The sequence below is a fragment of the Bacteroides sp. Ga6A2 genome (assembly GCF_000702225.1).
GTDB lineage: Bacteria > Bacteroidota > Bacteroidia > Bacteroidales > Bacteroidaceae > Ga6A1.
This window is the reverse complement of sequence record NZ_JNKX01000020.1, coordinates 61,912-77,894: the sequence shown is the minus strand read 5'-3', so window position 1 is coordinate 77,894 and position 15,983 is coordinate 61,912. Positions and strand designations below refer to the sequence as shown.

18 protein-coding genes and 1 tRNA gene are annotated in these 15,983 nt (G+C 45.6%); 15 read left to right on the top strand and 4 right to left on the bottom strand.

Annotation, left to right across the window (positions count from 1 at the left end; translation table 11 throughout):
• Positions 1–147: 147 nt before the first annotated feature.
• Positions 148–1,233, top strand: a complete 1,086-nt coding sequence (locus T538_RS0107280) for an acyltransferase family protein (protein WP_155993053.1) — start codon at positions 148–150, stop codon at positions 1,231–1,233.
• Here T538_RS0107280 and T538_RS0107275 read toward each other — a convergent pair.
• Entirely contained in the window at positions 1,230–1,727 is a 498-nt protein-coding gene (locus T538_RS0107275) for a 3'-5' exonuclease (RefSeq protein ID WP_031532938.1), read from the bottom strand. The genes T538_RS0107280 and T538_RS0107275 overlap by 4 nt on opposite strands.
• A gap of 170 nt (positions 1,728–1,897) precedes the next feature.
• On the opposite strand from T538_RS0107275, the gene T538_RS0107270 reads away from it, so the two are divergent.
• The 10 genes from T538_RS0107270 (at position 1,898) to T538_RS0107225 (ending at position 7,284) form a co-directional block, all read left to right on the top strand.
• Entirely contained in the window at positions 1,898–2,497 is a 600-nt protein-coding gene (locus tag T538_RS0107270) for an outer membrane beta-barrel protein (protein ID WP_031532937.1), read from the top strand.
• Positions 2,498–2,637: 140 nt separating this feature from the next.
• The gene (locus tag T538_RS0107265) at positions 2,638–3,711 is read left to right on the top strand and encodes an acyltransferase (protein WP_031532936.1); all 1,074 of its coding nucleotides are present in this window, start codon (positions 2,638–2,640) and stop codon (positions 3,709–3,711) included.
• Positions 3,712–3,793: 82 nt separating this feature from the next.
• A complete protein-coding gene (locus T538_RS0107260) occupies positions 3,794–4,261 on the top strand; it encodes a PaaI family thioesterase (protein ID WP_031532935.1) in 468 nt (155 codons plus the stop codon).
• Positions 4,262–4,267: 6 nt separating this feature from the next.
• Positions 4,268–4,627 carry a fluoride efflux transporter CrcB gene (crcB, locus tag T538_RS0107255; protein ID WP_197025762.1) on the top strand — a complete coding sequence of 120 codons (360 nt, stop codon included), beginning with the start codon at positions 4,268–4,270 and terminating at the stop codon, positions 4,625–4,627.
• A gap of 10 nt (positions 4,628–4,637) precedes the next feature.
• The gene (locus T538_RS0107250; protein ID WP_031532933.1) at positions 4,638–5,141 is read left to right on the top strand and encodes a hypothetical protein; all 504 of its coding nucleotides are present in this window, start codon (positions 4,638–4,640) and stop codon (positions 5,139–5,141) included.
• Between the two features lie 3 nt (positions 5,142–5,144).
• Complete coding sequence (locus tag T538_RS0107245; protein ID WP_031532931.1) at positions 5,145–5,453, top strand: TIGR04076 family protein; 309 nt, start codon at positions 5,145–5,147, stop codon at positions 5,451–5,453.
• A 7-nt stretch (positions 5,454–5,460) separates the two neighbouring features.
• On the top strand, positions 5,461–5,865 hold the full coding sequence (locus tag T538_RS0107240; protein WP_031532929.1) for a pyridoxamine 5'-phosphate oxidase family protein: 405 nt from the start codon (positions 5,461–5,463) through the stop codon (positions 5,863–5,865).
• Positions 5,865–6,590, top strand: coding sequence for a DUF5131 family protein (locus T538_RS0107235; protein ID WP_031532927.1), 726 nt, complete (start codon positions 5,865–5,867; stop codon positions 6,588–6,590). Before T538_RS0107240 ends, T538_RS0107235 begins: the two co-directional genes overlap by 1 nt.
• Before the next feature lie 3 nt (positions 6,591–6,593).
• Positions 6,594–6,932, top strand: a complete 339-nt coding sequence (locus T538_RS0107230) for an MmcQ/YjbR family DNA-binding protein (protein ID WP_031532926.1) — start codon at positions 6,594–6,596, stop codon at positions 6,930–6,932.
• A gap of 43 nt (positions 6,933–6,975) precedes the next feature.
• Positions 6,976–7,284: a nitrous oxide-stimulated promoter family protein gene (locus T538_RS0107225; protein ID WP_031532925.1), complete on the top strand. Its 309-nt coding sequence runs from the start codon at positions 6,976–6,978 to the stop codon at positions 7,282–7,284.
• A 243-nt stretch (positions 7,285–7,527) separates the two neighbouring features.
• Here T538_RS0107225 and T538_RS0107220 read toward each other — a convergent pair whose 3' ends face one another.
• From T538_RS0107220 to T538_RS0107210, 3 genes are all read right to left on the bottom strand, one after another.
• Complete coding sequence (locus tag T538_RS0107220) at positions 7,528–9,789, bottom strand: TerD family protein (protein WP_031532923.1); 2,262 nt, start codon at positions 9,787–9,789, stop codon at positions 7,528–7,530.
• Between the two features lie 478 nt (positions 9,790–10,267).
• A tRNA-Phe gene (locus T538_RS0107215) sits at positions 10,268–10,340 on the bottom strand.
• 157 nt (positions 10,341–10,497) lie between these two features.
• A complete protein-coding gene (locus tag T538_RS0107210; RefSeq protein ID WP_031532922.1) occupies positions 10,498–11,670 on the bottom strand; it encodes an RtcB family protein in 1,173 nt (390 codons plus the stop codon).
• A 706-nt stretch (positions 11,671–12,376) separates the two neighbouring features.
• Between T538_RS0107210 and T538_RS0107205 the strand changes: the two genes are divergently transcribed.
• The 4 genes from T538_RS0107205 to T538_RS0107190 all read left to right on the top strand — a co-directional run bounded on the left by T538_RS0107205 (position 12,377) and on the right by T538_RS0107190 (position 15,944).
• Positions 12,377–13,420 (top strand): helix-turn-helix transcriptional regulator, encoded by a 1,044-nt coding sequence (locus T538_RS0107205; protein ID WP_031532920.1) that lies wholly within the window; start codon positions 12,377–12,379, stop codon positions 13,418–13,420.
• A 10-nt stretch (positions 13,421–13,430) separates the two neighbouring features.
• A complete protein-coding gene (locus T538_RS0107200) occupies positions 13,431–14,258 on the top strand; it encodes a hypothetical protein (RefSeq protein ID WP_231497079.1) in 828 nt (275 codons plus the stop codon).
• A 99-nt stretch (positions 14,259–14,357) separates the two neighbouring features.
• Positions 14,358–15,305, top strand: a complete 948-nt coding sequence (locus T538_RS0107195) for a helix-turn-helix transcriptional regulator (RefSeq protein ID WP_031532917.1) — start codon at positions 14,358–14,360, stop codon at positions 15,303–15,305.
• A 135-nt stretch (positions 15,306–15,440) separates the two neighbouring features.
• Positions 15,441–15,944 carry a hypothetical protein gene (locus T538_RS0107190; protein ID WP_051655942.1) on the top strand — a complete coding sequence of 168 codons (504 nt, stop codon included), beginning with the start codon at positions 15,441–15,443 and terminating at the stop codon, positions 15,942–15,944.
• Positions 15,945–15,983: the final 39 nt, after the last annotated feature.

Here is a 15,983-nt window from a genome sequence, read left to right as displayed (position 1 = left end):
GCTGCTGGTTGGATTTTTATTCAGAAATAAACTTGAAGTTTGTAGATTGAGATAGTGGATATTTGTGTACATTTGCACTCGCATTATTACGGATTCACCTCTACTGAAGTGCAGTCGTTAAATGCAAAATCTGTTCAGACTAAAAAAATGAAAATCGAAAATACTAATACACCACAGCAATCTTCGGCAATGTCGCCTTACTTCTCAGACAAACTGAAGGTGGTTTCTTTTTTCGCCATAATTATGGTTCTGTACATGCATGCCGGGTATCCCGAAGATACTGGGGTGGATATGACCATTCCGATGTTTGTACGCAACTGCATTCCCGAGACCTTTGGCTATTGTGCGGTGCCTATGTTCTATGCCATTTCGGGCTATCTCTTCTTTCTGAATGTAGAAAGCATCGGCAATGTGTTCAGAAAAATGAAGAAAAGGGTGAGAACCGTGCTTGTGCCTTTCATTATAGCCGCCGTGCTGTTTCCGCTGTTCTTCGTGGTGCTTGAGCATATTCCCGGAGCATCGGCGTATATAAACAGCAAGTCGTACACCGAAATGTTTGTTACTCAGCCTTTGTGGGATATTCTTGTGGCATTATTCTATAATTGCGGAAACGGTTTGCCTTGCGCCTTTCATTTGTGGTTCTTGGCAGATTTGATTGTGATAATCTTTCTGAGTCCGCTGATTTTTTATCTGCGAAAGTATGCCAAATCGTGGTCGGTAGGAGTTATGGTTCTGCTGTTTTTTCTGTTGCCCGACGTTAAGTTTATTTATGCTATGTACTGGTTTGTTACTGGCAGCGTGGTGCTCGACAAACTCGACCGCATTCCGCGAGGTATAGTCTTGCTGATGTTTGCTGCATTCGTCGGAATGGCGGTTTTCCGTCAGGTAGGTGACGTGAGATATTGGGATTTTCACCGAATTGCAGAACACACGTTGGGCGTTTTCTCAATGTGGTGCATCTACGACTATCAGGTTTCCAGGGATTTCCGCCTAAAGAATTCTGCCGTATTGAGTCTTGCTTGCCAGTTTACATTCTTTCTGTATCTCTATCATGAGCCGATGTTCAATATAATTGTCAAGGTAATTCCGATGGTTTTGGGAAAGAATTGGTTTGGCTACACAATGTCGTTTCTTGTTTCTCCGTTTGTTTTTGCACCTATTGGCTTTTGTGTCGGCATTTTCCTCCGACGCTATGCCAGCGGAATCTACAGAATATTGGTTGGCGGACGTTAGTCGTCGATAATCTGCCGTGCTATCCATGCGCAGGCTTCGGCATCGGCAAGGGCGTTGTGATGGTTGGTTAGCTGATATCCGCAGGCGGTGGCAACTGTGTGCAGCTGATGGTTAGGCAACTTCGGAAGCTTGCGGCGCGATGCGTACAGAGTGTCGAAGAAAATATAGTCGGGATAGTCCATCTGATATGTTCTGAAAACGGCCTTCAGACAGCCTTCGTCGAAGGCTTTGTTGTGTGCCACAAGCGGAAGCCCTTTAATCAGAGGTTCAATCTGTGCCCATACCTTTGGAAATACGGGCGCATTGTCGGTGTCCTTTCGGCAGAGTCCGTGAACCATCGAGCAACGGTAGTTGTAGTAGTTTGGCTCGGGTTGGATAAGCGAGTAGAACGAATCGGTAATCTCGCCGTGGCGAACTACAACGATGCCAACCGAGCAGACCGATGTTCGTTCGTAGTTTGCCGTCTCAAAATCTATGGCTGCAAAGTCTTTCATCTCATTTCTTCTGAAAAAATCACGTAAAATTAGTCATTTTTTTGTCTTAAAAAGACAAAATTATAATTTTTTATTAAATTTGCGGCGATTTTTTCAGTTTAGAGTATTAAAAAGAAGAAACTATCTCGAAGAGGCTCTGGCTTCTTTGCAAAAACAAAATTTAAAAGATTATGAAGAAACTATTGTTAAGTATCGCCCTCGTCTTGGGCATGAACAGCGTCGCTCAGGCGCAGACAAAGAAATTCGAACACAACATCTATTTGTCTGCTGGAATGGTTACAGAAGCTTGTCATTACGGAAGTACAAACGGGTATTCATTCCGTATTGGTTACGGACTGAACTATTATTTCAGCGAGAAATTCTCTCTGATGCCGTGTATCACGCTTCGCCAAGAATCAGAAACATTGTCTTCTCCAGAAGTTGGTGGCGATCCTTTTAGCTATGGTTTTGTAGATGTTCCTGTGATGGCGCAGTTTCATCTTCCGGCAGGCAAATGCAAATGGGTGTTTGGTGTAGGACCGATGTTTTCTTATTGCATCGGAAAAGATTCGTACTATATCGATGCCGTCCCCGATCATTGGCTAAACGGCAAAGAAAAGCTCAACGATTTCTCCGTAGGAGTGCAGCCAAGCATCATGTTTGAGTTCTGGAAAATGCGCATTGGTGTTGAGGGCAACATCGGACTCACAAATGTACGCAAAAAGTACGATCCAAGTTTTGAAAATACTTATATCCACGGTATTGTAGGCACGGTGAATTTCCATTTCTAACATTATAAAGTGTAAAGAAATATGCTGAAATTGTCGAAAAATATGTAAAAATGGATTTTTCTCTGGCTGATTTTACTAAAAAAACGAAAAAAGTATTTTCTTTGCGCCGCAGATTAAAATTCATTCGTAAAAAATAAAGTATGATTGGTAAGAAAGAGAGAGATTTTTCTCTTGATGTATTGAGGGTTTTAGCATGTTTTTTGGTCATCTTGTTGCATGTTGGTGTTTTCTATTATCAGACAAAAGATGATAGCAATCATGTGGTAATTGTAAGAGACAGCTCAGCTTATGTGGTTGGATATATGGTAAGTTGGTGTCGTACGTCAGTTCCATTGTTCTTTTTGATGTCTGGATATTTATTGTTGCCAGTGAAAATGTCTCTTGGCGATTTCTTCCACCGTCGTTTTTCCAGAATATTGTATCCGTTTTTGTTTTGGTGCGTGGCGTATGCCGTGGGCTATGCTGTGATAAAGGGCAGTAGTCTGACTCAGTTCCTTACAAATATTATGATGATTCCTGTAGACTATGGAACCAGAATAGGACATTTGTGGTATGTTTACACACTGTCGGGACTGTATTTGCTTGCGCCAATCATTTCGCCATGGCTCGAAAATGTCAGCAAAAAGGTTTTGCAGGCTTATCTCGGATTTTGGTTTATTTCAACATTTGTGCCATACGCGCATCATTTTTGGCCAAGCATCTGGGGCGAGACTTTCTGGAACGAAAATCCTATGCATTATTACTTTTCTGGCTTTATAGGATATTTTGTGCTGGGCTTCTATTTCAAGAAATACGGTGCTCCTTCGCTAAAATATTCCTTGCCGATGTTTATTGCAGGATATGCAGTAACAGCGTATCTGTTTAACATGCGCATACCAACGGCAACGTCTGTTCCCGATTTGGAACTTGGCTGGTTGCCATGCACTCCAAATGTTGCAATTATGACAATTGGACTTTTCGGACTTGTACGTTCTGTAAATTGGAATGGTAAAGGTCTTTTCGGTCGTATCGTTTCGGAATTTGCCGCAAAGAGTTATGCTGTCTTCATGGTGCACATGATGGTTGTGCGTGGAATTATGTTAGTGGCAGGCAGTTATATTTCGTCGGCAATTGTTGGAATTCTTGTTTATTCTGCAATTTCAATTCTAATATCGTACATCGTGGTTGTAATTCTGGCTCGTTTGCCTAAGAGCAATAAATGGCTTGGAGCATAGAAAAAAACGTTCCGAATATTTTGTCGAAATCACTTTATTCTGTGTATTTTTGTACGCTGAATGAAGTGATTTTTTTATGGATATGAAGAAAATTATAAATCCGTGGTGCGATCATCCGCAGTACAACTGCTTTGGTTGCAGCCCAAAGAATCCGTTCGGACTGCACATGGAGTTCTACGAGGACGGCGATTATATTGTTAGCAAGTGGCATCCCGAACGCAATTTTCAGGGCTGGGTAGATACGATGCACGGCGGAATACTGAGCACGCTCATCGACGAGACTTGCGGCTGGGTGGTTACGCGAAAGATGCAGACAAGCGGATTCACCGCCAATCTAAGCGTTAAGTTCCGCAAGGCTGTGGCTACAACCGAGCCTCAGTTAACCATTCGTGCCAACATTGTTAAGCAGATGCGAAACCTCTTGTTCATCCATGCCGAGATAACAAACTCGCAGGGCGAGGTCTGCACCGAGGGCGAGGCAACTTATTTTATGATGAACAAGGAAAAGGCCGAGGAGATGGGCTTCAGACGTTGTGAGGTTGAAGAATAGAAGGCGATGATAAAGGATTTGTTGCTCGTAGGGGCAGGAAGTTGCCTTGGCGGAATGGCTCGCTACATGGTGGCGCAGTTCATAAAAAGTTCGGATTTTCCGTGGGCTACCATGACCGCCAACATTGCCGGCTGTCTGCTCATCGGAATGTTGTGGGCTGGGTTGCAGCGTCTTAGTGCGCCTGTTCAGTTGAATCTGTTTCTCGTAACAGGCTTTTGCGGCGGATTCACTACGTTTTCAACCTTCTCTAAAGAGAGTCTTGCGCTGTTGCAGTCGGGCTGTTATCAGTCGTTCTGCCTCTATGCCGCAGGCAGCGTGTTACTCGGCATTTCTGCCGTATTTGTTGGATTCTTTATAATGAAATAACTGAAAAAATATGGAAGACATTAAAATTTTCAAGTCTCAGAAGCAGAACATTGTTTTTCTTTTGTGTAGTTACGTTTTGTATAACGTTTGTCTTGCAGCCTATCGCAACGGCCGAGTTGTTGGTTGGCTAAACGATTTGTATAGCATCGGCTTAATATTGTTTGGCATCTGTATGTTTGTTTTTCTTTTCTTGTTTCTGAAAAGCAAGATTCTGCAGAAACCCTATGCCGTTTTGTCATCTGGCGAAGTCGTGATTGAAAACGGAAATGTGACTGTTCAATATGCGTATGTCGATAGTTTCTCGACAGATGGCGGTAATATTGTCGTGAATTTCAAATCAGCCGAAGAGTTGAACCGAATACTCGAAAGCGGAGGCTGCGTTACTCGCGAGAAGATAAAGGAACTTGCCGACGGGCAGATTTCGTTCTCTGCCAAAGGGCTGACGGTTAGTCCCGAAGTGCTCTGCAATCTTCTTTGCGGAAGGCTTGCCATTTTTCAACTCTCGCAAAAATAATTGATGAAGAAAGTACGAATAACTGCTGTCCGCCAGAGCGTTTATCCCGACCTCATGGCGCGGTTTGAGAATCCGATAGAGCATACATGCGATGTTTGTGAAGGTCAGCAATGGATTTCTTCGGAAGGCAAGTGCCCCGAAGGATTGTGTCCTTCGGCATGGCAGTCTATGCGCCCGTTTGTAGAGTCGCTGTCGCAAGGCAAGGGCAACTTTTTCGACGGCTGGATGCAGAATCCGATGAGTGCCATGATTAGTTGCAACGACGGCTTTCGTCCCTTCAGTTTTTATATCGAGGTTATTGAAGAAAATTAGGAAAACAATGAAAAAGGCATTACAATTTTTGCAGAGTCATGTAGACGTGGCATTTGCAACGTGCTCGGACAATCTTCCGAAGCTGCGCGTGTTCAGAATAATGAAGCAGGACGACAGCGTGCTGTACTTCGCCACGTCGGCGCAGAAAGCCGTCTATCGCGAACTGAAGCAGAATCCGCATGTCGAACTTCTGGCAAGCGAGGGCGACATCTCCGTTCGCTGTTCCGGAACGGTCTGTTTCGATGTCGATGAAGCCACAAAACGCTGGATTTACGAGCACAACGACGTCTTGTCGCGTCTTTACGACAGTTACGACAAAATGGAATATTTCTGCATGCCGATTGCCGAGATGGACTATTACGACCTTGCGCCCACACCGCCGCTGATTCAGCATTTCGACCTCAGAAAGTGATGGACGGCGTTGTGTGGAACTTGTGGCACGGATGCCACAAAAAGAGCGAAGGCTGCCAACATTGCTACGTTTACCGTCGCGATGCCGAGTTCGACAAAAATCCCGATGAGGTGCGCCGTACTTCTTTGTTTAATCTGCCCGTAAGACGAACGCGGCAGGGCGAATGGAAGATTCCGCCCGGAACGATGATGTGGACGTGTTTCACCTCCGATTTCTTTATCGAAGAGGCCGACGAATGGCGCGCCGAGGCATGGCAGATGATGAGGCTTCGCAGCGACCTTAGCTTCTTCATCGTGACGAAGCGTCCCGAACGGATTCTTCAGTCGCTGCCCGACGATTGGGGTGACGGTTACGAGAACGTAACTATCTGTTGCACAATGGAGAATCAACGCCGTGTAGACGAGCGATTGCCTTTGTTCCGTTCGCTGCCAATATGCCACAAATCAGTAATCTGCGAGCCGTTGCTCGAGCCGGTCGATTTTCGTGGAGAACTTTCTGGCTGGTGCGAACAGGTAACCGTCGGCGGAGAGTCGGGCAACGATGCGCGCATGTGCGACTACGATTGGGTTCTCGACATCCGCCGTCAATGCGTGGAGTCGGGCGTTTCGTTCTTCTTCAAGCAGACTGGCGCACGTTTCCGCAAAGATGGCAGAATCTACAACATTCCACGACGTTTGCAGATGAGACAGGCAAAGAAATCGGGCATAAGTTTTAAGTTAGAATAGATTATGAATATTGAGGAATATCGCGAATTCTGCCTCTCGCTGGGCGATGATGTAGAAGAAAAGATGCCTTTTACGGCATTCCCCCGTGCCGGTTCGGTGCTTGTGTTCTATGTGCATGGACACATGTTCTCTTTCTTCGACTGTGACAAGTTCGAGGTCATCACGCTAAAACATCAGCCCGAGAATATAGACGAGTTGCGAGCCGAGCACGATTGCGTTGTAAAGCCCTTCAATATGTCGCCGAGATATTGGATAGGCGTCGCCACAGCCGATGCTCCTGATGAACTTTTGCGCAGTCTTACGCGCAATTCTTATGAGATTGTGAAGTCAAAATACTCTTAATATAGCTGTGGCGTTTCGTAAAATAAAAAACTCAACAAGAAAAATGAGCAGAATTGAAAATGAAAAGCAGATTGTCCGCAAGATGATTGGCTTGTATTGCCGTCATCGGTTGCATCAAGATACGTTGTCCGAAGAGTATCAGCATCTGGCAGATTTTGCCTGCCGTCGCCTTGACCATTGTCGATATGGTGAGAAGAAAACGGCGTGCAAGGATTGTCCTACACATTGTTACGCTCCAAAAGAACGTGCCCAGATTCGCGAGGTTATGCGCTGGGTAGGGCCGAGAATGATTTTCTACTCGCCAAAAGATGCCGTTGTGCACATCTTTCAGAAGGTAATGACGAAGTTTTAGTCGTTTTGCCGTTGGTTGCACAAAGTCCCGATTTCTTTCAGAATAAATCAAAAAAAGCGCGTTGCCTAAAAAGTTCAAAAAAGCAACGCGCCTTGCATCAGTTATTCATATTGGATAGTGTAAGTTTTTGTCAGAAAAAAGAAAATGCAAGACTGTCGGATTCTAACCGACGTATGGGGTAAATCCCAGCTTGAACTTATCGCGCCTCCTTTAAACACTTGGGTAAGTCTTGCATTTTTTTGTTTATATATTCAGAAGTTTCGACACATCGGCTGGATTTAAAGCCCATTCGTAGTTGTAAACCTCGTCGGCTTCTTCGTACTTTTCTGTTCTGACGATATTCTGAGCCTTTGCTTTCATTTCAATAAGTTCGCCAACTGTAAGCTTTGCTTCTAGTTTTCTGAGCAAAGACTCTATCGATTCATTGTCTGCTCCGCGCAGAGTCTGTGCCGTGAAAGGCATCTCAAGCCATACAATTTCGCGTCTTGCTACATCGAGGATACCAAAGACAAGTCCTTTTGACAGATTTCCTTCGCTAATCCTGACCATGTGTTGCACGCACGATGGGTCGTATGCTACACCGTTCTTTTCTGAAATCTTCATTTCGTAGGCAGATTTCATCCAGCCCACAACGAGGTTTGGCGATAGTGAGCCGCACGAGTAAGCGTTGCAGGTGAATGTGACGTATTTTGCTCCAGCTGCATCAAGTTCAGGCAGTGACAACTCTATGTATTCGGCTGTGCCAACCATTTCGGGAATATGCTGGATGTCGCCCGAATGTTTTGCTCCGACGCAGTTCAGACTGTAAAAGGCGCACTCGGCAGTTTTGTTGTTTGGTAGCGCGATGCGACAACTCAAATCCATGTCGAGCCATTGTGCGTGCAAGCCTTTTCCCCATTGCAGAAACAGACGCACGGCATCGCCTTCTACAGGGAATCGCGTACCCATTAAGGCGCACGATGTGTCTTGAATTGTTGTCGACCGGTTGCCCACATTTACTGGAATGCTGAACAGTTTAGGGTCGATGAAAACACTTTTTGCATCGTTTTTTTGCTTAGCAAAGCGACGCTCCATTGACGCTTTGTAGATGTTGTTCACATCCTCAACCATCTTTCGACGCGAATTTTCGTCGTATAGATTGAGCAGTTTGTTCGGCTCAATTTTGTATGTCACACCAGTTATTGGATGCGCCAATCGGGTTTGGTTAATGTCGAAATACGATTCTGCTGCATTGCCGAGCGATAAGAGCAGACGTGCTGGAAGATTGTCTGCAACGTTATCGAAGGCTTCAAGAACTTTGTCGCTGCCGAAGCGCAGCATTGATGCAAACAGACTGCGTGCGAAAAGCCCCGGACGCTCCTTGAGCAGTGCTAGAGTCTTGTCGGCATTGTTTTCCTTGCGAGCCTTGTCTACAGTTCCCTGCCATGTTTCGTAGTCGTTTTTGTAGAACACATCGAGTATTTCAGACAAATGCTCCATTCCTTTCTTTCGTGAATATTCTCCTAATCGTAGGGCGCGAATCATTCTGACCCACATTCCTCGCTTCGGATTCATATTCTCTGCGGCTTGCTTTGCCGTCATCGGAATGGCATTGAGCCATCGGGCTACGCAAAGGCAGGTCTTTCTGTCGTATTTCAGCATCAGTTTTTGTTTCATTACCTTTGCGGCATCGGCACTTTTGTCGAATGGTCCGAACATGTGATGGTACATTTTCTTCGAGTGTGTCATCAGTGTTTTCGGCTCAATAATCTGCACGAATCCGGTTTTCTTGTACCAGAGGTATCGAAGCACGTCGGTTGGTGTTTTAAAGAACCTTGTCGCTTCATCACCTTTACTTTTCTCTATCATCGCTTCAATTATGAGCATTGTTGTTTCCTTCATGCCGATGTTTGTATCTTCTGAAAGCGGAAACTCGTTGAGCATCAGTTTGAGGGAATCTTTCTGTGTCTCGTCGAGTGGGGTGACAGATGAAAGAAGAGAGTCGAAAATTTTCTTCAAGTCGTGTCGTGTGAACAATCTGAGTTCTTTCTGTTTGCTTGTCTGACCTTTATACACAAAATTGCTCGTCTCGAACGGAGTTCCACAGAACGGACAGCCGTTGTATCTCTCCAACGGAAATATTCCTTCGGGAATGAAGCAGCCGCACGGAAGTGTTGTTCCTTTGAATAAGTTTTCCATACCGAAAATGTTGGCAATCCATGTAATCAGATGGTCGGTGTTCGTCTCTTTTGTAGGCTTGTCCCAGCCTTTTACGAGCGATGCCCAGTTAAGATTTACGCCCATAATATTGTTTATGCACTCAACAGTATCGGCAAGTGTGTCGGTAGAAACCATGTCGAGTGCATGAAGCAGTTCTTCGCTCAAACTGAAGCCGTTTTCCATAAGACGAGCGGCGAATGCTCTTGTCATTACTGATGTGTTTGACTTCATGTCGATGTCCTCTCGCTTGATGTCGAGGAACAGTGCGCGATAGCGCAGGGCTACTTTTGTCAGATTCTTGTTCATTGTTTTAAAATCATAAAAGGTAATTAGCTGGCATCGGCAGGGTCGCATAGTCTGCCTCAGAGAAGGAGCGAGAAGTATGCCGGCTTTTGACCTTGTTAATAATCAGAAAGATGAGGTAATTGAACTGCTAAACGAGTTTCTTGTATAAACTATGGAAGTAAGCTGTTCTTGACCTTATCTTCTTTTAGAGGCGCGGGGCAGAATCGAACTGCCGACAAATGAGGTGAAGTATGTGCCGATTGTCCTTGCTTTTTTTTAATATTAGAAAAATCACTTAATCAGTTCCACTGGAACTACAGTCCAATTTACGCTAATCGGATTCTCTGTATGGAAGAAAATTTCTGCACAAAATTCATCGCTCTACCAGCTGAGCTACCGCGCCGTTTTTTGAAAGACGGAAAGTACGAAATCTATCTAAAAAGCCCGTAAAGGTTTTGAGCCAATCAGTAGTAAGACTTGTTTTGTCCGTCTTTCTTAGTGGAACTTCGTGGATTCGAACCACGTTCTCTGGATTTTCAGTCCTGCGCATACACCAAGTCTGCCAAAGTTCCAAAAATGGTCTCGTGGAGGAGGGATTTGATCCTTCTCATCTGTGTCTGAAAAACCACCGTTTTGCTATCGTGTATCTGCTGCGAGACCATTATTAAGATATCTGTTTGCAAATTTCGAGGTGTCTTGTTTCAAATCATGGGACAACATCGAAAATTTTTATCCCTTAATTACTGCCACCGGAAGCAGTCGTGTTCTGATTTTTACCAAGTCGAGTTCGTTAGCAATAACTTCTTCAATGTTCTTGTATGCTCCCGATGCCTCTTGCATATCGTCCTGACAATGAATGGCATGAACGATGCCTTTGGCTTCGAGCCGCGCAACTTCTTCAGCCATGCTGAGCGACTGTATGGCAGCCTTGCGCGACAGCACTCTGCCTGCGCCGTGAGAGCATGAGCAGAACGATTCGGCATTGCCAAGTCCCTCGACAATATACGATGCCGTGCCCTGTGAGCCGGGAATTATGCGCGTAACTCCCTTTCGGGCAAGTGTTGCGCCTTTGCGATGAACGAAAACGTCGTGCCCGAAGTGATTCTCGAAGGCGGCATAGTTGTGCGCGATGTTTATCATCGGCTCAAATTCTATGCCTTTAAGCGAGTCTGCAAGGACTTCTTCGATGCGCATCATCATAAGGCGGCGGTTGCAGAGGGCGAAGTCTACGCTGTACTTCATTTCTTCCCAGTACATTCCGAACTCCCTGGTGTCGCGCGGCAGAAAAGCCAGATTGATGTCGGGCGACACAGCCGAGTGCCATTGGGTGTTTAGCTTGGCGGCGATGTTGTTGTAGTAGTCGCCCACCTGTTTGCCCAGATTTCGCGAGCCCGAGTGAATCATTATCCACAGATTGTCCTCCTCGTCCTTTTGCAGCTCAATGAAGTGGTTTCCGCTGCCAAGCGTGCCAATCTCATGCAATGCCGAGTGTTGTCGGGCCTTTACAACCGTCATCTTGTCGATGTCGTAGCCTTGCGGCAGATATCTGGCGTCTTGTGCCTCTTCGTGGTGGCTCATTCCCAGCGGAATGCGTTGGCGGATGCCGTTCATTATCTCGTTTTTCAGAATGTCCGACGGAATGTCACTCACCTTCCAGTTTGTCTTTACGGCGCACATTCCGCAGCCGATGTCAACTCCCACGGCATTGGGAACAACGGCGTCTTTGCATGCCAGAACTCCGCCTATTGGCATTCCCTTTCCAGCGTGCACATCGGGCATTATGGCAAGGTGGTGGAAGAGGAACGGCAAGGTGGTGAGGTTCTCAATCTGCTGCATTGCCGATGCCTCAACATTATCCGTCCAAATCTTTACTATTCGATTATTTATAGTCTTAATTTCCATAATTTCGTTTTGTTTCTGAATTGTGGTTGCAAAATAAAGATACTACTGCGCAGTCTTTTTGCGTAGCAGGATTTTTTTATGAATAATGCGATTTTTTTCAGAAATGCTTGGCCTATACCTATTTATACGCGAGTTCGGCATGAATAATTCTGCTATACAAACTTGAAAGTTGAGAATTCTTTTTAATTGACAATGAACAAAGTTAAAACTTGAAAAACTTTCTGAATTGTGAATTGTTCCGTTTTTTTCAAGCAAGCCGATAGTAAGGAGGTAGCAAGGGGATAGTAAGCCGGAAGTAAGCCGCAAGGTTCGGGCAAGGTACGTTGTAGGTACGTTGTAGGTACGGGGTAGGAACGGAGTAGCTACGGGGAAGGTTCGGGGAAGATACGGACGATATTTAATTGAAACTTGAAAGTTGAAAGTCGAAAATTTAAAGTTGAAACTTGAAATTTCGACAGAATCGGCTCAAAAAATAAAACTGACGAATATATCCGTGGAGATTGCAAATCTCCAGCTCGCTCGGATTCCCACCTCTGTAGAGATTGTCAAGACAAGGCTATTCAGAATCTCCGAGATTTATTTCGGTTCCTTTGTTTCGCCATACGGCATATAAATTTTGTTTTGAGTTTTTTTATGTCCGCAAACCAATTGCGCAGAAAAATGTGTATTTTTGTATCGGTTTAATTATTTGAAAAATGTAAATAAAATGCCAGCAAACAAAAACGCGCTTATCCGTTATAAGACGATAGACAACTGCCTGCGCAACAGATATCGCCGTTGGACGCTCGATGACCTTGTAGAGGCTTGCTGCGATGCCATTTACGACATGGAGGGCATAAGCAAGGGCGTGTCGGTCCGTACCGTGCAGGGTGATATTCAGATTATGCGTTCGGACAAGCTGGGCTACAATGCGCCCATCGAGGTGTACGACCACAAATTCTATCGCTATTCCGACCCCGACTATTCGATAACCAACATGCCAATGTCGCAAAACGACTACGAGGTTTTGCAAGAGGCGATAGACATGCTCCGCCAACTCGAAGATTTTGAGCAGTTTGCCGAGATGACCGATGTCGTCCGCCGTCTGCAAGACAAACTCGCCATAAGCAAGAACCAGCGCAAGCCGATAGTCCACTTCGACAGCGTGCCCGACCTAAAAGGACTCAAACTGCTCAATCCGCTCTATGGTTACATCGTGCGCCGGCAGACGGTAAGGCTGTTGTATCAGTCGTTCAACGCCTCGTCTCCAACCGAATATGTTCTGTTTCCTTATCTTCTGAAAGAATTTCGCAACCGCTGGTTTCTGTTTGGCGGCCGCTCGTCGGACATGCAGATTTTCAACCTTCCGTTAGACCGTATCGTGAGCATTGAGCCTTCGGATGTTCCATTCCGAGAGAATCCCGAATTCAACTCGGAGCATTTCTTCGACGATGTTATAGGCGTGAGCAAGAATATAAAAAGTACGCCGCGACGAATAAAGTTCTGGGCATCAGCCGAGCAGAGCAAATACATCAAAACCAAACCCATACACCATTCGCAGAAACTGAAGAGCGAAAATCCCGACGACGGCAGTTGCATCTTCCAGATAGAGGTGGTCATCAACTTCGAGATGTATTCAGTTTTTATGAGTTACGGTCCGGGAGTGCGTATTATCTATCCTCGCAACGTAGTGGCATATATGCGAGACATGCTTCGCAGGGCTGCTGACTCGTACGATGAGGCTGACATTGAAGAATCTTCTGAACTTTAATTTGAAAAATATGCGGAAAAGCGGATTTTTTATTGTCTTCTTTTTGATGGCAAACGTCGTTTGCGTGATGGCACAATGCAACATGCTGATAAAATATTCGTTGGATGAAAAATTGACGGATGTACGCGCAAGGTTGAGCCTTGTCTCGCCCGACGGCATGAGTTGCGTTCTGCTTAACGATACCGCAAGGCGCGTTGAGAAAAACTACCGTCTGGAACAACTTGGAGAATATCGTTTAGCGGCATCTTTTAATAGTGACAGATATGGTTGTGACTCGTTGGAGAGACAGTTCAAACTTACGGGCAAGGAATTAGATGTTGTGGCGGATTTAAATTTTAGTCGTGATACAAAAAATCATTCGGATAGGAAATGTCACGACTCCGTTAATTCGTGCACTTTTAGAATAGAAAGACGCTACAAGGCTTCTCCGCAGGTGAAAATAAACTACTTGCCCAACATGAAAGGCGAAAACGGAGCACCATGTTTTTGTATTAAGAACGAAAGTCGCGACACGTTGTATGGCGAGTGGCTTCCGGGCTATTTCTGGGGCACACTGTCGTATAATGTGAATGGGAAGTATGTTGGAAATTACATGGGGCAGATTTGCACAAGTTGGGCGCCTGCTCCTCCGCTGTATCCCGATTCTGTTAAGTCTGCATGGGTAAGCAGTTTCAGAACGTTGCAGCTAAAGTCTGGCAAGTTCCGTTTTAATGTGTGGTATTCTACAACCGAGAAAATGAGAAATTCTGTACCTCTTGCTTGCGAAAGAGAAAAGTTCAGGTGGTGGAGCAAGGTGCAAGACTGGTATCTGCTTCAATGCGATTTCGAAGTTAAATAGGGTGTAAAATATATGCCATAAATATTTTTCGTCCAAAAGAATTCTGTAAAAAATGTTTAACTTTGCAAAATAACATAACCTCAATATCAAGAAGAAACTATGACAGTACCGTCGCTTTTCAGAGAATACATCTGGCTCGTAAACACTATTAAGCGGGCTGGCAGAATATCGTTTGCCGAGATTCAGAAAAAATGGCTCGAAACCGAACTGAGCGAGGGCGTAGAACTTGCCCGTTCAACCTTTAACCGCCACAAGGATGCCATCGAAGATATATTCGGCATATACATAGACTGCGACCGCAAGGGAGGATACAAGTATTTTATTGGCAACGAGCGCGTTCTGCACGAGGATACGGTTCAGAACTGGGTAATCTCAACGCTCTCGGTAAACGGGATTATTGCCGAAAGCAAGTCGCTGCACGAGCGCATCTTGTTGCAGCAGATTCCTTGCGACGACTATCTGCAAAAGGTTATCGATGCCATGAAGAAGAAGGTACGCGTGGCGGTGAAATACCGCCGTTATGGCAGCGATGCCGTGTCGGACGTGGATTTTGAGCCTTATTGCCTGAAACTCTTCGACCAGCGATGGTATGTTCTGGCTCATTTTCATCGCGATGCCGCTCCGGGCAAGGACGAGCGCGACTATTTTGCCGTCTATTCGTTCGACCGTATTCAGGAGATGAGGCTTACCGACATTAAGTTCGAGGTGCGCCCCGACTTCGATGCCAAGGAATATTTTGGCGAGTGCTTCGGCGTTGTTGCAGGCGACGGCACTCCGGCAGAGCGCGTGAGGCTACGCGTCTATGGCAATCAGCGGTATTATCTGAGCGACTTGCCCCTGCATCACAGTCAGAAGGTGGTGGGGCAGGGCGACGACTGGATTGACTTCGAACTGTATCTGCGCCCAACCTACGACTTCTGCGGGCATCTGCTGAGCCTTTCAAACCAAGTAAAGGTGCTCGAACCGCTTTGGCTTGCCGATAAACTATGCCAGATGATGGCTGAATCGCTTAAAAGTTACGGATTCGACATAAAACTTGAAAAATAGTGCAGGCTTGTACCACGATTCGGGACAGCCGTTTGCTTTCTTTGCATCCCGAATATCCCTGTCAGCCGGTGTCTCTCGGCTTTGGCAGAAGGATTTCAGCAAGAATGTTTAATCAAAACTAATTTTCTCAGGTTTATGAAATTTAAGTTCGAAATTCCGCTGACTATCGGTTTGTATATCGATACGTCCGACAACAACGGTCCGGTAACTCAGGACACAATTGAACAATGTATCAGAATTGCGTCGAAGGCTCTCGACGGAAAGCGCGACCTCGACGGAAACGCCGCAATCCTTCATTCTCTGACGGTTGGAATGATGGGCATTACTGATACCGAAAAATGCGTAGGATTTCTGCACGATGTGATTGAGGACGGCGACATGTCTCTTAACGAATTGCATTTCGAGAATATCCCGGAAGAAATTCTTGAGGCGGTAGATTTGTGTACCCACGACTGTTCTCTTTCCTACGACGAGTACATTCAGCGCATAATAGACTCGGGCAACACCGCAGCCATAAATGTAAAGCTGAACGACCTCCGCCATAATCTGGCGCGTGCAAAGGCTGGCAGTCACCTCGATTTGGTCGAGAAATACGAGTCTGCTCTGGCAAAAATAGAAAAATCTCTGCCCGAGAGATAAAAAAACTTTGGCTTGTACCACGATTCGGGACAACTAACG

Bases quoted from the DNA above. Each gene is read 5' to 3' on its own strand.
- T538_RS0107195 (WP_031532917.1), top strand. From the start codon at position 14,358: ATGACAGTACCGTCGCTTTTCAGAGAATACATCTGGCTCGTAAACACT.
- T538_RS0107265 (WP_031532936.1), top strand. From the start codon at position 2,638: ATGATTGGTAAGAAAGAGAGAGATTTTTCTCTTGATGTATTGAGGGTT.
- T538_RS0107210 (WP_031532922.1), bottom strand. From the start codon at position 11,670: ATGGAAATTAAGACTATAAATAATCGAATAGTAAAGATTTGGACGGAT.
- T538_RS0107250 (WP_031532933.1), top strand. From the start codon at position 4,638: ATGGAAGACATTAAAATTTTCAAGTCTCAGAAGCAGAACATTGTTTTT.
- crcB (WP_197025762.1), top strand. From the start codon at position 4,268: ATGATAAAGGATTTGTTGCTCGTAGGGGCAGGAAGTTGCCTTGGCGGA.
- T538_RS0107200 (WP_231497079.1), top strand. From the start codon at position 13,431: ATGCGGAAAAGCGGATTTTTTATTGTCTTCTTTTTGATGGCAAACGTC.
- T538_RS0107190 (WP_051655942.1), top strand. From the start codon at position 15,441: ATGAAATTTAAGTTCGAAATTCCGCTGACTATCGGTTTGTATATCGAT.
- T538_RS0107220 (WP_031532923.1), bottom strand. From the start codon at position 9,789: ATGAACAAGAATCTGACAAAAGTAGCCCTGCGCTATCGCGCACTGTTC.
- T538_RS0107230 (WP_031532926.1), top strand. From the start codon at position 6,594: ATGAATATTGAGGAATATCGCGAATTCTGCCTCTCGCTGGGCGATGAT.
- T538_RS0107235 (WP_031532927.1), top strand. From the start codon at position 5,865: ATGGACGGCGTTGTGTGGAACTTGTGGCACGGATGCCACAAAAAGAGC.
- T538_RS0107270 (WP_031532937.1), top strand. From the start codon at position 1,898: ATGAAGAAACTATTGTTAAGTATCGCCCTCGTCTTGGGCATGAACAGC.
- T538_RS0107205 (WP_031532920.1), top strand. From the start codon at position 12,377: ATGCCAGCAAACAAAAACGCGCTTATCCGTTATAAGACGATAGACAAC.
- T538_RS0107225 (WP_031532925.1), top strand. From the start codon at position 6,976: ATGAGCAGAATTGAAAATGAAAAGCAGATTGTCCGCAAGATGATTGGC.
- T538_RS0107280 (WP_155993053.1), top strand. From the start codon at position 148: ATGAAAATCGAAAATACTAATACACCACAGCAATCTTCGGCAATGTCG.
- T538_RS0107245 (WP_031532931.1), top strand. From the start codon at position 5,145: ATGAAGAAAGTACGAATAACTGCTGTCCGCCAGAGCGTTTATCCCGAC.
- T538_RS0107275 (WP_031532938.1), bottom strand. From the start codon at position 1,727: ATGAAAGACTTTGCAGCCATAGATTTTGAGACGGCAAACTACGAACGA.
- T538_RS0107240 (WP_031532929.1), top strand. From the start codon at position 5,461: ATGAAAAAGGCATTACAATTTTTGCAGAGTCATGTAGACGTGGCATTT.
- T538_RS0107260 (WP_031532935.1), top strand. From the start codon at position 3,794: ATGAAGAAAATTATAAATCCGTGGTGCGATCATCCGCAGTACAACTGC.